Raw genomic sequence first — 14622 nt, 5'->3', positions numbered from 1 at the left:
TCAGAACGATGAGTGAAGTGACGATCAAGGTGGAAGGCATGAGCTGCGGCGGCTGCGTGCGCAACGTGACCGGCGTGTTGAAGGCTCTGCCGGGCGTGAGCGAAGCGGAAGTGTCGCTGGAGGGCGCCAGCGCGCGGGTGAATTACGATCCGGCCCAGGTCACGCCGGAGCAGTTGCGCACCGCGGTGGAAGCGGCCGGTTTCGATTCCCCTGTCTGAAGGCTTCACCCCTCTTCCAGGCGGAACACCGCCGGCACCCGCAGCCAGCTATCCACCGGCACATCGCCGCGGTGGGCCGGCTCGAAGCGCCATTCGGCCACGGCTTGCCGGGCGGCGTGGTCCAGCCGCGGGTATCTGCTGCTTTCGGCGATTTCGACCTCGCCCGCACGGCCGGAGGCCAGCACCCGCACGCGCAGGACGACCTGCCCTTCCTCGCCGCGGCGGCGGGAGGCCTGCGGATAGGCAGGCTCCGGGTTGTGCAGATAGGCGGCATCGAAACGCGCGGCGCTGAATGCCGACGCCGTGCCGTGGGATGCCCCCGGTGTCGCGCCCGACAGGGTGGTCGGCGTTTCCGTCGCGGGGGGCCCGGCCACCGGCGGCACCTGGGTGGGTAGCCGCTCCGCGGCATTTTCATTTTGTTCGGCGGGCGCCGGTGCCGGTGGATGTTCGGGCCGTTGAGCTGCGGTCATCGCCGTGGGGGCGGACGTTGTGTGTGGCCGCGCTGCGGGACGGGGGGCCGGCTTCGCCGGGTGGCGGGGGTGCGCGGCGGTGGGCTGCGCAGGAGGAGGGGCAGGCGCTGCCGGCGGCGTGGCCCCGGCCTGCGGCACGGATGCGGCAGAAGGAGCCGATGGTGCCAGCAGACGCACGCTGACCGCAGCCTGCGGCGGGCGGGCGGGCAAAGCCGGTTCGCCGCCCAGCCCCAGCCAGGCGAGGCCGGCGGCATGCACGCCGACCACCAGCGCGAGCCAGCCCCACTGCAGCGGCGGCAGCACGGCACCCGCTTCGGCAGTGCCGGAAGACAGCAGGGAGGGAGAGCCCGAAGAATCCATCGCAACCCGCAACGTCACAGGACGCGGGGCGGACACGGGCGCGAGGCTCGCGACGCGCAGCCGACCCGCAGCGCTTCACTCGCGGATCGGCGTGGGCACGGTCCGCGCGCTTCGAAGGCCGGTCTCCGGGCTCGGCGCGGAGCATCGCTCCGACGCCACACCGTTGCGGGGGCAGCACAGGTCTCGCACCTGTTTCCCGATTCTCCGCCGCGCATGGAATGGGCGGCAGCACCTTCGAATCAACGCCGAATTATAGGCGTGCCGGGCTTTCCCGTATAATTCCGCCCACTTTTTTCCATCGGAGGGTAGCGAAATGGGCTTCGAACAGGTCCCGGCCGGCAAGGACGTGCCGAACGACATCAACGTCATCATCGAGATCCCGGCGCATGCGGATCCGATCAAGTTCGAGGTGGACAAGGACAGCGGCGCGGTCTTCGTCGACCGCTTCATGGGCACCTCCATGTGCTATCCGTGCAACTACGGTTACGTGCCGCATACGATCGCCGGCGACGGCGACCCGGTGGACGTGCTGGTCGTCACGCCCTTCCCGCTGATCCCGGGCGTGGTGATCCGCTGCCGTCCGGTCGGCCTCCTGAAGATGGAGGACGAGGGCGGCCAGGATGCCAAGGTGCTCGCGGTGCCGGTGTCCAAGCTGACCACGCTGTACGACCGCATCGATTCGTTCCGCGACCTGGACGACCTGCTGCTGCGCCAGATCGTGCACTTCTTCGAGCACTACAAGGATCTCGAACAGGGCAAGTGGGTCAAGGTCGTCGGCTGGAGCGACAAGGATGAGGCCAAGGCCGAGATCCGCGCCGGCATCGACGCCTTCCAGGGGGCGAAGAAGAAGCCGCATTTCTGAGCCGGCCCGCCCGCGGCGAAAAAACAAAGCCCCGCGAACGCGGGGCTTTGTGCTTTTCAGGGCAGGCGTGTCAGGCGATCAGCGGTACGATCAGCAGCGCGACCAGGTTGATGATCTTGATCAGCGGGTTGACCGCCGGACCGGCGGTGTCCTTGTAGGGGTCGCCGACCGTGTCGCCGGTCACCGCGGCCTTGTGGGCGTCCGAGCCCTTGCCGCCGTGGTGGCCGTCCTCGATGTATTTCTTCGCGTTGTCCCACGCGCCGCCGCCGGTGGTCATCGAGATGGCGACGAACAGGCCGGTGACGATGGTGCCCATCAGCACGCCGCCCAGCGCCTGCGGGCCGAGCACGAGGCCGACCGCGATCGGTACGCCGACCGGCAGCAGCGACGGGATCATCATCTCCTTGATCGCCGACTTGGTCAGCATGTCCACGGCGCGCGAGTAGTCCGGCTTGGCCGTGCCTTCCATGATCCCGGCGATCTCGCGGAACTGGCGGCGCACCTCGACCACGACCGATCCCGCGGCGCGCCCGACCGCTTCCATCGCCATCGCGCCGAACAGGTAGGGGATCAGGCCGCCGATGAACAGGCCGATGATCACCAGGTGGTTCGACAGGTCGAAGGTCAGGTCGAGGCCGGAGCCCGTGAGCGCGTGCGTGTAGTCGGCGAACAGCACCAGCGCGGCCAGGCCGGCCGAACCGATCGCGTAGCCCTTGGTGACGGCCTTGGTGGTGTTGCCGACGGCGTCGAGCGGATCGGTGATCGCGCGCACCGAGTCGGGCAGTTCGGCCATCTCGGCGATGCCGCCGGCGTTGTCGGTGATCGGGCCGTAGGCGTCGAGCGCGACGATGATGCCGGTCATCGACAGCATGGACGTCGCCGCGATCGCGATGCCGTAGAGGCCGGCGAACTGGTAGGCGAGGAGGATCGACAGGCAGACCGCGATCACCGGCCACGCGGTCGCCTTCATCGACACGCCGATGCCGGCGATGATGTTGGTCGCATGGCCGGTCTCGGACGCCGAGGCCACGTGCCGCACCGGCTTGAACTCGGTGCCGGTGTAGTACTCGGTGATCCAGACCATCGCCGCGGTCAGCGCCAGCCCGACCACCGCGGACAGGAACACCTTGAACTGCGAGCCGGGCGCGCCGAGCGCATCGTCGGGCACGATCCACTGGGTGACGAAGAAGAACGCCACCAGCGCGATCACGCCGGCGACGATCAGGCCGCGGTAGAGCGCGTTCATGATCTTCTTGCCCGGCGTGGCCTTGACGAAGGCGCAGCCGATGATGGACGCGACGATGGCGACGCCGCCCAGCGCGAGCGGGTAGAGCACGCCGACTTCGGGCGCCGAGGTGATCACCAGCGTGCCGAGGATCATCGTCGCGATCAGCGTGACCGCATAGGTCTCGAACAGGTCGGCGGCCATGCCGGCGCAGTCGCCGACGTTGTCGCCGACGTTGTCCGCGATCACCGCCGGGTTGCGCGGGTCGTCCTCGGGAATGCCGGCCTCGACCTTGCCGACCAGGTCGGCGCCCACGTCCGCGCCCTTGGTGAAGATGCCGCCGCCGAGCCGGGCGAAGATGGAGATCAGCGACGAGCCGAAGGCCAGGCCGACGAGCGGGTGGATCACGTCGGAGAGCTTGGCGTCCGGCGCGGCGCCGCTCTTGAGGATGGCGTAGTAGCCGGCGACGCCGAGCAGGCCGAGCCCGGCGACCAGCATGCCGGTGATCGCGCCGCCGCGGAAGGCGACGGTAAGCGCGTCGTTGAGGCCCTTGCGTGCGGCTTCGGCGGTGCGCACGTTGGCACGCACCGAGACGTTCATGCCGATGTAGCCGGCCAGCCCGGAAAGCACGGCGCCGATGAGGAAGCCGATCGCGGTCGTCCAGCCGAGCGCGAAACCGATCACGATGAAAAGAACGGCACCAACGATGCCGATGGTGCCGTACTGGCGGTTCAGATAGGCGGTCGCTCCTGCCTGGACTGCCCGGGCGATCTCCTGCATCCGGTCGTTGCCTGCCGGTAGCGACAGGATCCATTTGCTGAAGAACGCGCCATACAAGATCGCTATGACTGCGCATAGCAGGGCGAACCAAAGTGCTACGGGCATGCTCAACCTCCTCGAAAATGACCAATGGGCAGTCTGCCGAAAGCGTTCCGCTTCTTGTCCGAGCGGCCTTCCCTGCTCTGCTGGCCCCGGCGGGCTGATCGATATCTCGTTGGGTTGCTACCGCGGCGAGATTACCACTGTTCGACGACGCGGGCATCCCCGGATCGCGCCGGGCGAGCGGCTGCGGCGGTCCGTTCAGCCGGCGCGGAACGGCAGACGCTCTTCGAGTTCGTCCAGATAGGCGTCGATGCCGCCGCGCTCGCGGGCGAGGAAGCGCGCGACGGCGTCGGCGAAGCGGGCATCGCGCAGCCAGTGCGCCGACACCGTGACGACCGGCTCCAGGCCGCGCGCGAGCTTGTGTTCGCCCTGGGCGCCGCCTTCGAAGCGGGCGAGGCCGTGGGCGATGCAGTACTCGATGGCCTGGTAGTAGCACAGTTCGAAATGCAGGAAGGGCAGGGCCTCGGTGGCGCCCCAGTAGCGCCCGTAGAGGGCATCGTGGTCGCACAGGAAGAAGGCGGCTGCGACCGGATCGCCGTCACGCTCGGCCAGCAGCAGACGTACGCCGTCCGGCAGCGTGCGCGCCAGCGTGGTGAAGAAGTCCTCGTTCAGATAGGGCGTGGAGCGGTGCAGGGCGTAGGTGAGCGCGTAGCAGTGGTGAAAGAAGGCCCAGTCCGCCGCCTGCGCGCTGCGGCCGTCCAGCCAGCGCAGGGTGAGGCCGTGGGCGGCGGCGCGGCGGCGTTCCTGGCGGATCTTTTTGCGCTTGTCGTGGTTGAGGCGGGCGAGGAAGTCGTCGAAGTCGCGGTAGCCGGCGTTGCGCCAGTGGAACTGCACGCCGCGGCGCAGCAGCAGGCCGGCCTCTTCCAGCCAGGGCGCCTCGTCCGGTTCGGGAAAGAGCAGGTGGAAGGAGGAATGGCCGCTGTCCGCCGCCATGGCCAGCACGGCGGCCAGCAGCGCCCGGCGGTCGGCCGGGCTGCGGCCCAGCAGGCGCGGGCCGGGAATGGGGGTGAAGGGCAGGGCGGCGAGCCACTTCGGATAGTAGGCCAGGCCATGGCGGGCGTAGGCCTCGGCCCAGGCCCAGTCGAACACGTATTCGCCCCAGGAGTGGTGCTTTTCGTACAGGGGCATGGCCGCCACCAGTTCGCCGGCGCGCCACAGGGTGGCATGGCGGGGCAGCCAGCCGGTCTGTCCGCCTACGCAGCCGGTCGCCTCCAGCGCATGGAGATAGGCGTGGGCGAGGCAGGGCTGGCCGCCGGCGAGGGCGTCCCAGGCTGCCGCAGGCACGCCGGCGAGGCCGTCCAGCAGGTGGAAGCCGTCCAGGGCGTGAGGGGCCGGAGGGAGATCGCTCATTTCTTGTGCAACTGCGCAAAAGCTTTACCGGTCATAGTGTTCGATACGCTATCCAGCGTTTATCCACAGGCTTGCCCACGGTGGCTGTGAAATACCGCGGTGCAGCGCCGGGCGCCGGAATCCCACGGTATAGTTGCGTCCCATGAATACCACGCTTTCGATTGCCGTCGCGCAACTCAATTTCACCGTCGGCGATCTCGCCGGCAACGCGGAGCGCATCATCGCCGCGCTGGCGCGCGCGCGCGCGGCTGGTGCTGACGTGCTGCTGACGCCGGAGCTGGCCCTGTCCGGCTATCCGCCGGAAGACCTGCTGCTGCGCCCGGACTTTTACCGCGCCTGCGAGCGCGAGATCGAGCGCATCCTGCCCCACACGGAAGGCATCGTGCTGGTGCTGGGCCACCCTGCGCTGTACGGCGAGGAGCGCTACAACGCCGCCTCGGTGATCCGCGGGGGCCGGGTGGAGGCGGTGTACTTCAAGCATCTGCTGCCCAACTACGAGGTGTTCGACGAGGAGCGCTACTTCGAAGCGGGCAGCGTGCCCTGCGTGTTCGACGTCAAGGGCGCGAAGCTGGGCGTGAACATCTGTGCCGACGTGTGGGAGCCCGGCCCGGCCGAGCAGGCCCATGAGGCGGGGGCCGAAATCCTGCTGGCGCTCAACGCTTCGCCGTATCACATGAACAAGCAGGCCAGCCGCTACGAGGTGCTGCGCGCCCGGGGGGCCAGCACGGCGATGCCGGTGCTCTACTGCAACATGGTGGGCGGGCAGGACGAACTGGTGTTCGACGGCGCCTCCTTCGCCCTCGACGGCGACGGCGCGCTGGCCTACCAGGCGAGTTCCTTCGAGGAGCGCGTGGATGTGATCCGCTTCGAAGGCGGACGCTGGCAATCGGCGGACAGGGAAGCGCCGCGCGCCATCGAGGCCGAGGTCTACGAGGCGCTGAAGGTCGGCGTGCGCGACTACCTGGGCAAGAACCGTTTCCCCGGCGCCATCATCGGCCTGTCCGGCGGCATCGACTCCGCGCTGACGCTGGCGGTGGCGGTGGATGCGCTGGGCGCGGACCGGGTGCGCGCGGTGATGATGCCCTCGCCCTACACCGCGCAGATGAGCCTGGACGATTCCCGCGAGATGGTGCGCCGGCTGGGCGTGCGCTACGACGAGATTCCCATCGCGCCGGCGATGGATGTCTTCGCCGATCTTCTCGCCGGCCAGTTCGCCGGGCTGCCCGCCGACACCACCGAAGAGAACCTGCAGAGCCGCATCCGCGGCATGATCCTGATGGCGCTCTCCAACAAGACCGGCGCCATCGTGCTGACCACCGGCAACAAGAGCGAGATGGCCACCGGCTACGCCACCCTGTACGGCGACATGGCCGGCGGCTTCGCGGTGCTGAAGGATCTCTACAAGACCTTCGTGTTCCGTCTCGCGCGCTGGCGCAACGCCCAGGGCGAGGTGATTCCGCCCAACATCATCGCGCGCCCGCCGTCCGCGGAACTGAAGCCCGACCAGAAGGACCAGGACAGCCTGCCGCCCTACGACGTGCTCGACGCCATCATCCAGGCCTACATGGAGCGCGACGAGTCGCCGCGGGAGATCATCGCCGCGGGCTACCCGGAAGCCGAGGTGCGGCGCACCGTGGCCATGCTCAAGCGCAACGAGTACAAGCGCCGCCAGGCGCCGGTGGGCATCCGCGTCACGCGGCGCGGCTTCGGCAGGGACTGGCGTTATCCGATAACATCGCGTTACCAGGACGAATTCTGAACGACGTCCGCCGAGCGCCGGCCGCGGGGTCCGGCCGGCCTGCAACCCGACCGACGAGGACATAGCCATGAAGAAGATCGAAGCCGTCATCAAGCCCTTCAAGCTCGACGAGGTGCGCGAGGCGCTCTCGGACGTGGGCATCACCGGCCTGACCGTGACCGAGGTGAAGGGCTTCGGCCGCCAGAAGGGCCATACCGAGCTCTACCGCGGCGCCGAGTACGTGGTGGACTTCCTGCCCAAGATCAAGGTCGAGATCGTCATCGGCGATGACCTGGTGGAGCAGGCCACCGAGGCCATCATCAAGGCGGCGCACACCGGCAAGATCGGCGACGGCAAGATATTCATCTCGCCGGTGGAGCAGGTGGTGCGCATCCGCACCGGCGAGATCAACGAAGCGGCGATCTGAGCCGCGCTCACTTTCCTTCGCGGGCGCCGCCCGGCGCCCGCAGCAGCACCAGCAGCGCACCGCCGCCCCCCGCGTGGGGGCCGGCCTGGCAGAAGGCGAGGATTTCCTCGCGCTGCGCCAGCCAGCCGCGCGAGAGCTGCTTGAGTATCGACACCCCGCCGGGGGAACCCAGCCCCTTGCCGTGGATGACCCGCACGCAGCGCCGCCCCTGCTGCAGGCTGGATTGCAGGAAGCGGGCAAGGGCCGCGCGCGCCTCTTCCCGGTTCAATCCGTGCAGATCCACCTCGCCCTGCAGCACCCAGCGCCCGCGGCGCAGATCGGCCAGCACGCGGCGCGGCAGGCCGGGGCGCAGGAAGGCCGCCTCGTCGCCCATGTCGAGGCGGTCCTCGAAGCTCAGCGGGGCATGCAGCGAATCGTGCAGGGTGGCGTGCTCATCCGCGTGCCGCTTGAGGGGGACCGGCGCGGGGCGGGATCGGGGCGCTTCGACCCGTTCGTGGCGTGCGGCCAGTGGCTGCACGTCGGCCATCGCCGCCTGCAGCAAGGCGAGATCGGCTGGCGCGATGGCGGGGTCCTGGACGGGGGCCGGCTGCTGTACCGGGGACGGCCGGCGCCGGGGTGCGTGCGCCTCTTCCCAGGCGCGCATGATGGGGTTCTGCGCCGGCGGCCGGCGGGTGCGCGTGAGTTCCGCGAGCGCGCCGAAGGGCAAGGTGCCGGCGCCGTCCGCTCCGAGGTGTGGCGCGCGGCGCTCATCCGCGCCGCGCGGCTCAGTCGGCGAACGGTCGCGGCGGCGGCGCGGCATGGGCCTCAGCTCACGTTGCCGAGGGCATCCAGGTAGCGTTCGGCATCCAGCGCGGCCATGCAGCCCGTGCCGGCCGAGGTGACCGCCTGGCGGTAGATGTGGTCCTGCACGTCGCCGGCGGCGAACACGCCGGGGATGCTGGTCTGGGTGGCATTGCCCTCGCGTCCGCCCTGGGTGACCAGGTAGCCGTTCTCCATCTCCAACTGGCCTTCGAAGATGTCGGTGTTGGGCTTGTGGCCGATGGCGACGAACACGCCCTGCAGGGCGACGTCGCGGGTCTCGCCGCTGTTCACGTCGCGGATGCGCATGCCGGTGACGCCGGTGTTGTCGCCCAGTACCTCGTCCAGCGTGGTGTTCACCGCCAACTCGATGGTGCCGGCGGCGACCTTCTCCATCAGCTTGTCGATCATGATCTTCTCGGCGCGGAACTTGTCGCGGCGATGGACCAGGGTGACCTTCTTCGCGATGTTGGCCAGGTACAGGGCTTCCTCCACCGCCGTGTTGCCGCCGCCGATGACCGCCACGTCCTGGTTCTTGTAGAAGAAGCCGTCGCAGGTGGCGCAGGCGGACACGCCGCGGCCGGAGAACTTCTCCTCCGAGGGCAGGCCCAGGTACTTGGCGGTGGCGCCGGTGGCGATGATGAGCGCGTCGCAGGTGTATTCGCCGGCGTCGCCGATCAGGCGGAAGGGGCGCTGCTGCAGTTGTGCGGTGTGGATGTGGTCGAAGACGATCTCGGTGTTGAAGCGCTCCGCATGCTGCTGGAAGCGCGCCATCAGGTCCGGGCCCATGACGCCGTCCACGTCCGCCGGCCAGTTGTCCACCTCGGTGGTGGTCATCAACTGGCCGCCCTGCGCGAGGCCGGTGATCAGCACCGGCTGGAGATTGGCGCGCGCGGCATAGACCGCGGCGGTGAAGCCGGCCGGGCCGGAACCGAGGATGAGCAGTCGGGCGTGCTTGGTGGTCATGGTGGGCTTTGTCTTCGGTCGGTTTGGGGATCGCGGGATTATAGCCGAGCCCCGCGGCGCGCCGGCCAATCGTGCCGATAGGGCGCCGCAATGGCGATGGCGGCCGGGGATGGCGCATCGGATGGGGATTTGCCGTTCGTCATGGATGTTCGTCTATACTCCGTGACATTGATCACGCCGCTCCCGAACCCGCATCCTGCCGTCGTTCCAAAGCGTTGCCGCCGGAGACCCCATGAGCCAGCCGACCGCCGTTTCCACCATCGCCCTGAAGACCTTCCCGCTGTTCCAGGGCCTGTCCGAGGAGGTCCTCGCCGCGGTCGCCCACTGTTCCATGATGCGGCGCTTCCCGCGCGGCCAGGCGGTGGTGCTGGCGGGTGATCGCAGCGATTTCGTCTATTTCGTCCTCACCGGCAGCCTCAAGGTGGTGGTCAGCGACGAGGACGGCCGCGAGGTCATCCTGTCCATCCTCGGCCAGGGCGAACTGTTCGGCGAGATGGCGATCTTCGGCGAGCAGCCGCGCTCGGCCTCGGTGGTGGCGGTGACCCCGTCCGACCTGGTGATGATCCCCAAGCAGGACTTCCGCCAGATCATGAAGGACAACTTCGACGTGGCCTGGCGCATCATGTGCAACCTGGCCGAGCGCCTGCGCAATGCCGACCGCAAGATCGAAAGCCTGGCGCTGATGGACGTCTACGGCCGGGTGGCGCGCCTGCTGCTGGAGATGGCCGAGGAGCACGACGGCCGCATGGTGGTGGTGCGCAAGATTTCCAAGCAGGACATCGCCAAGATGATCGGCGCTTCGCGCGAGATGGTCAGCCGCGTCATGAAGGACCTCAGCGTGCAGGGCCTGATCGAGGAGAGCGAGCGCGGCATCGTGCTGCGCGAGCGCCTGAACGACGTCTGAACCGCTGCGCGGTCTTCGGTCATTGTTACTGCCGGCAACGCCCGGGGCGGGGCCGGCAGGCCTTCGCATATAATCCGCCTCTGACGATGCCGGCCGGAGCGATCCGGCGTTCCTATCGATGCTGTCCCGTTCCTCGACCCGTTCCCAGCCGCTGCCGGAAAAGATCTCCCTCCTGCTGCAGGAGGCGAAGTGGCTCGCCCTCGGCGTGCTGTCGCTCTACATCGGCCTGATCCTGCTCGGCTACAGCAAGGCCGATCCGGGCTGGTCGCACGCCGCCGAGGTCACCCGCGTGGCCAATCCCGGCGGGCGCTTCGGCGCCTGGCTGGCCGACCTGCTGCTGTATCTGTTCGGCATTTCCGCATGGTGGTGGGTGGTCTTCCTCGGCTACGGCCTGGCCTGGGGTTTCCGCCGCCTGCGCCACGCCTACCAGGTGGACCGGCGCTCCTTCTTCATCGTGCTGGCGGGTTTCCTCGTCGTGCTGCTGACCAGCAGCGCCCTGGAATCCCTGCGCTTCCATTCCCACGGCGCCACCCTGCCGCTGGCCCCGGGCGGACTGGTGGGCGTGGAACTGGGCGTCGCGGTGCAGCGCAACCTGGGTTTCACCGGCGGCACGCTGCTGCTGCTGGCCCTGCTGGCCTCCGGCCTGTCGCTGTTCTCCGGCATTTCCTGGTTCGCCGTGATCGAGCGCGTCGGGCAAGGGCTGGAGCAGGCCTTCTTCGCCCTGCAGCGGGCTTTCCATATCTGGCAGGACCGCCGCGCCGGGCGTGAATTGGCGCAGAAGCGCGAGGCCGTGGTCGAGACCAAGCGCCGCAAGACCGTCGAGGCCCCGCCGCCGCAACTGCGCATCGAGCCCGCGGTGGCCGAGGTGCCCAAGTCCGAGCGCGTGCAGAAGGAACGCCAGCAGACCCTGTTCGCCGATCTCGCCGCGGGCGGCTTGCCGCCGCTGGCGCTGCTGGACGAACCCCGCGGCGACGGCGAACCGCCGTCCGCCGAGGCGCTGGAATTCACCTCGCGCCTGATCGAATCCAAGCTCGCCGAGTTCGGCGTCGAGGTCAAGGTGCTGGCGGCCTATCCCGGGCCGGTGATCACGCGCTACGAGATCGAGCCGGCCGTCGGCGTGAAGGGCAGTCAGGTGGTGAATCTCGCCAAGGACCTGGCCCGCGCCCTGTCGCTGATTTCCATCCGCGTGGTGGAGACCGTGCCGGGCAAGTCCTGCATGGCCCTCGAACTGCCCAACCCCAAGCGCCAGACCGTGCGCCTGTCGGAGATCGTCGGCTCCAAGGTCTTCCACGACATGCATTCGCCGCTCACCGTGGTGCTGGGCAAGGACATCGGCGGCCAGCCGGTGGTGGCGGACCTGGCCAAGATGCCGCACCTGCTGGTGGCCGGCACCACCGGCTCGGGCAAGTCGGTGGGCATCAACGCCATGATCCTGTCGCTGCTCTACAAGAGCGAGCCGGACAAGGTGCGGCTGATCATGGTGGACCCGAAGATGCTGGAGCTGTCCATCTACGAGGGCATCCCCCACCTGCTCGCGCCCGTGGTCACCGACATGAAGCACGCGGCCAACGCGCTCAACTGGTGCGTGGTCGAGATGGACAAGCGCTACAAGCTGATGGCCGCAGTGGGCGTGCGCAACCTGGCCGGCTTCAACAAGGCGGTCCATGAGGCCGCCAAGGCCGGGGCGCCGCTCACCAACCCGTTCTCCATCACGCCGGAAAGCCCCGAGCCGCTGCAGGCGCTGCCCCACATCGTGGTGGTGGTGGACGAGCTCGCCGACATGATGATGGTGGTGGGCAAGAAGGTGGAGGAACTCATCGCCCGCCTGGCGCAGAAGGCGCGCGCGGCCGGCATCCACCTGATCCTCGCCACCCAGCGCCCGTCGGTGGACGTGATCACCGGCCTGATCAAGGCCAACGTGCCCACCCGCATCGCCTTCCAGGTGTCCAGCAAGATCGATTCGCGCACCATCCTCGACCAGATGGGTGCCGAGGCCCTGCTGGGCATGGGCGACATGCTCTACCTGCCGCCGGGCACCGGCCTGCCGGTGCGGGTGCACGGCGCCTTCGTGGCCGACGACGAGGTGCACAAGGTGGTCGAGCACCTCAAGCGGATGGGGCCGCCGGACTACGTGGACGGCATCCTGTCCGCGCCCGAGGACGACATGGATGCGGCCCTCGGCGGCGGCGAAGGCGGCGAAGGCGGCGAGGCCGATCCCCTCTACGACCAGGCGGTGGAAGTGGTCGTCAAGACCCGCCGGCCGTCCATTTCTCTGGTGCAGCGCCACCTGCGCATCGGCTACAACCGCGCCGCGCGCCTGATCGAGCAGATGGAACGTTCCGGGCTGGTCAGTGCCATGGGTGCGAACGGCAACCGGGAAGTGATCGTCCCGCCCAAGGAGGGCGACTGAAATGCATCCCGCCAGACGCGCGGCACTGAAGAGCCTGGCCGTCCTGGCCGTGACGGCGCTGGTGAGCAGCGGCGCGCTGGCGGCGGACGGCATCGCCCAGTTGCGCCGCTTCGTCGCCGACATCCGCCATGCGGAAGGCGAGTTCGAGCAGACCGTGCATTCCGCCTCCGGCCGCAAGCCCCAGCAGGCCGCCGGCCAGTTCGCCTTCTCGCGCCCGGGGCGCTTCCGCTGGAGCTACGAGACCCCCTACCGGCAACTGCTGGTGGGCGACGGCGAACGCCTGTGGTCCTGGGACCCCGACCTCGCTCAGGTCACCGTGCGTCCGCTGGGCGACGCGCTGGGCAGCACGCCGGCCGCGGTGCTGGTGGGCAGCAGCGATTTCGAGGCCGCCTTCGAACTGGCCGACGGCGGCGCCTCCGACGGCCTGGCCTGGGTCGTGGCCCGTCCGCGCCAGGCCGACAGCGGTTTCGAATCCATGCGTCTGGGCCTGGCCGATGGCCGGCTGCACCGCATGGAACTGCGCGACAGCTTCGGGCAGAACACGGTGATCGTGTTCACTCGCCTGGCGGCGGTGGCCGCGCCGGACCCGCAACTGTTCCGCTTCACGCCGCCACCCGGCGCCGACGTGATCGGCCAGTGAGCGCGGGGCAGCGGCGGGGGAGGGTGCGGTGAGCGATCTCTTCGAAGCAGTCGAGCCGCCGCGCGTGCCGCTGGCCGAGCGCCTGCGTCCCCAGAGCCTGGACGAGGTGGCCGGGCAGAAGCATCTGCTCGGGCCGGGCAAGCCGTTGCGCCTGGCCTTCGAGTCCGGCAAGCCCCACTCCATGATCCTGTGGGGTCCGCCCGGCGTGGGCAAGACCACGCTGGCGCGGCTGATGGCCAAGGGCTTCAATGCCGAGTTCGTCGCGCTCTCCGCCGTGTTCTCCGGCGTCAAGGAAATCCGCGAGGCCATCGCCCAGGCCCAGGCCGCCAAGGCCCGCGGGCGCCACACCATCCTCTTCGTGGACGAGGTGCACCGCTTCAACAAGGCCCAGCAGGACGCCTTCCTGCCCTACGTGGAGCAGGGCCTGGTGACCTTCATCGGCGCGACCACCGAGAACCCGTCCTTCGAGGTCAATTCCGCGCTGCTGTCCCGCGCCGCGGTGTACGTGCTGGAATCGCTGGACGCCGGGGCGTTGGGCGAACTGTTCGAGCGCGCCCGCCAGGCCGCCTGCCCGGATCTCGCCTTCGACGAGGATGCGCGCGACCGCCTGATCGGCTTTGCCGACGGCGACGCGCGCCGGCTGATCAACCTGGTCGAGCAGCTCCAGGTCGCGGCCGAAACCGCCGGTGTCGGCACCGTGAGCGCGGACTTCGTCGACCAGGCCCTGTCGCGCAACCTGCGCCGCTTCGACAAGGGCGGCGAGGCCTTCTACGACCAGATTTCCGCCCTGCACAAGTCGGTGCGCGGCTCCCACCCGGACGCCGCCCTGTACTGGCTGGTGCGCATGCTGGACGGCGGCGCCGATCCGCACTACCTGGGCCGCCGCCTGGTGCGCATGGCGACGGAGGACATCGGCCTGGCGGACCCGCGTGCGCTGGAGATCACCCTGAACGCCTGCGCCACCTACGAACGCCTGGGCTCGCCGGAAGGCGAACTGGCGCTCGCCGAAGCCGTGGTGTTCCTTGCCTGCGCAGCCAAGTCCAACGCGGTGTACAAGGCCTATAATGCGGCCCGCGCTTTCGTCAGCGCCGACGGTTCGCGGCCGGTACCGCTGCACCTGCGCAACGCGCCCACGCGGCTGATGAAGGAACTGGGCTACGGCAAGGCCTACCGCTACGCCCACGACGAACCCGAAGCCTACGCCGCGGGCGAAAGCTACCTGCCGGACGGCATGGCCGAACCGGGTTGGTACCAGCCCACAACCCGCGGGCTGGAGGCGCGCATCGCCGAAAAGCTCGCCCACCTGCGCGCGCTCGACGCGGAGGCGGGCGGACAGCCGCCGGACGCCGCCGCGGACGAGCGTTGAACGCCG

General features: G+C 69.2%; 13 protein-coding genes and 1 riboswitch. Of the genes, 8 read left to right on the top strand and 5 right to left on the bottom strand.

Annotation, left to right across the window (positions count from 1 at the left end; translation table 11 throughout):
• Positions 1-8 precede the first annotated feature (8 nt).
• Positions 9-218, top strand: a complete 210-nt coding sequence (locus E6O51_RS03435; protein ID WP_136383563.1) for a heavy-metal-associated domain-containing protein — start codon at positions 9-11, stop codon at positions 216-218.
• Positions 219-223: 5 nt separating this feature from the next.
• Here the strand turns inward: E6O51_RS03435 and E6O51_RS22190 are convergent, their stop codons facing one another.
• Positions 224-991 carry an energy transducer TonB gene (locus tag E6O51_RS22190; protein ID WP_168735174.1) on the bottom strand — a complete coding sequence of 256 codons (768 nt, stop codon included), beginning with the start codon at positions 989-991 and terminating at the stop codon, positions 224-226.
• Positions 992-1147: 156 nt separating this feature from the next.
• Positions 1148-1299: riboswitch (cobalamin riboswitch) on the bottom strand.
• A gap of 62 nt (positions 1300-1361) precedes the next feature.
• Between E6O51_RS22190 and ppa the strand changes: the two genes are divergently transcribed.
• Positions 1362-1910 carry an inorganic diphosphatase gene (ppa, locus tag E6O51_RS03425; RefSeq protein ID WP_136383561.1) on the top strand — a complete coding sequence of 183 codons (549 nt, stop codon included), beginning with the start codon at positions 1362-1364 and terminating at the stop codon, positions 1908-1910.
• 70 nt (positions 1911-1980) lie between these two features.
• Here the strand turns inward: ppa and E6O51_RS03420 are convergent, their stop codons facing one another.
• The gene (locus E6O51_RS03420) at positions 1981-4020 is read right to left on the bottom strand and encodes a sodium-translocating pyrophosphatase (RefSeq protein WP_136383560.1); all 2040 of its coding nucleotides are present in this window, start codon (positions 4018-4020) and stop codon (positions 1981-1983) included.
• Between the two features lie 195 nt (positions 4021-4215).
• Positions 4216-5367, bottom strand: a complete 1152-nt coding sequence (locus E6O51_RS03415) for a GNAT family N-acetyltransferase (RefSeq protein ID WP_136383559.1) — start codon at positions 5365-5367, stop codon at positions 4216-4218.
• Positions 5368-5509: 142 nt separating this feature from the next.
• On the opposite strand from E6O51_RS03415, the gene E6O51_RS03410 reads away from it, so the two are divergent.
• A complete protein-coding gene (locus tag E6O51_RS03410; RefSeq protein WP_136383558.1) occupies positions 5510-7126 on the top strand; it encodes an NAD+ synthase in 1617 nt (538 codons plus the stop codon).
• A 67-nt stretch (positions 7127-7193) separates the two neighbouring features.
• Positions 7194-7532 carry a P-II family nitrogen regulator gene (locus E6O51_RS03405; protein ID WP_136383557.1) on the top strand — a complete coding sequence of 113 codons (339 nt, stop codon included), beginning with the start codon at positions 7194-7196 and terminating at the stop codon, positions 7530-7532.
• 7 nt (positions 7533-7539) lie between these two features.
• Here the strand turns inward: E6O51_RS03405 and E6O51_RS03400 are convergent, their stop codons facing one another.
• Together E6O51_RS03400 and trxB are read right to left on the bottom strand one after the other, a co-directional pair.
• Positions 7540-8331 (bottom strand): Smr/MutS family protein, encoded by a 792-nt coding sequence (locus tag E6O51_RS03400; RefSeq protein ID WP_136383556.1) that lies wholly within the window; start codon positions 8329-8331, stop codon positions 7540-7542.
• A gap of 5 nt (positions 8332-8336) precedes the next feature.
• Positions 8337-9296: a thioredoxin-disulfide reductase gene (trxB, locus tag E6O51_RS03395; protein WP_136383555.1), complete on the bottom strand. Its 960-nt coding sequence runs from the start codon at positions 9294-9296 to the stop codon at positions 8337-8339.
• 232 nt (positions 9297-9528) lie between these two features.
• Between trxB and E6O51_RS03390 the strand changes: the two genes are divergently transcribed.
• The 4 genes from E6O51_RS03390 to E6O51_RS03375 all read left to right on the top strand — a co-directional run bounded on the left by E6O51_RS03390 (position 9529) and on the right by E6O51_RS03375 (position 14616).
• Complete coding sequence (locus tag E6O51_RS03390) at positions 9529-10200, top strand: Crp/Fnr family transcriptional regulator (RefSeq protein WP_136383554.1); 672 nt, start codon at positions 9529-9531, stop codon at positions 10198-10200.
• A gap of 118 nt (positions 10201-10318) precedes the next feature.
• The gene (locus tag E6O51_RS03385; RefSeq protein WP_136383553.1) at positions 10319-12610 is read left to right on the top strand and encodes a DNA translocase FtsK; all 2292 of its coding nucleotides are present in this window, start codon (positions 10319-10321) and stop codon (positions 12608-12610) included.
• Position 12611: 1 nt separating this feature from the next.
• A complete protein-coding gene (lolA, locus tag E6O51_RS03380) occupies positions 12612-13250 on the top strand; it encodes an outer membrane lipoprotein chaperone LolA (RefSeq protein WP_136383552.1) in 639 nt (212 codons plus the stop codon).
• A gap of 28 nt (positions 13251-13278) precedes the next feature.
• Positions 13279-14616 carry a replication-associated recombination protein A gene (locus E6O51_RS03375; RefSeq protein ID WP_136383551.1) on the top strand — a complete coding sequence of 446 codons (1338 nt, stop codon included), beginning with the start codon at positions 13279-13281 and terminating at the stop codon, positions 14614-14616.
• The last annotated feature ends 6 nt before the right edge of the window (positions 14617-14622 follow it).

Source organism: Pseudothauera rhizosphaerae (assembly GCF_004801305.1).
GTDB lineage: Bacteria > Pseudomonadota > Gammaproteobacteria > Burkholderiales > Rhodocyclaceae > Pseudothauera > Pseudothauera rhizosphaerae.
This window is presented reverse-complemented; position numbering and strand designations above follow the sequence as displayed.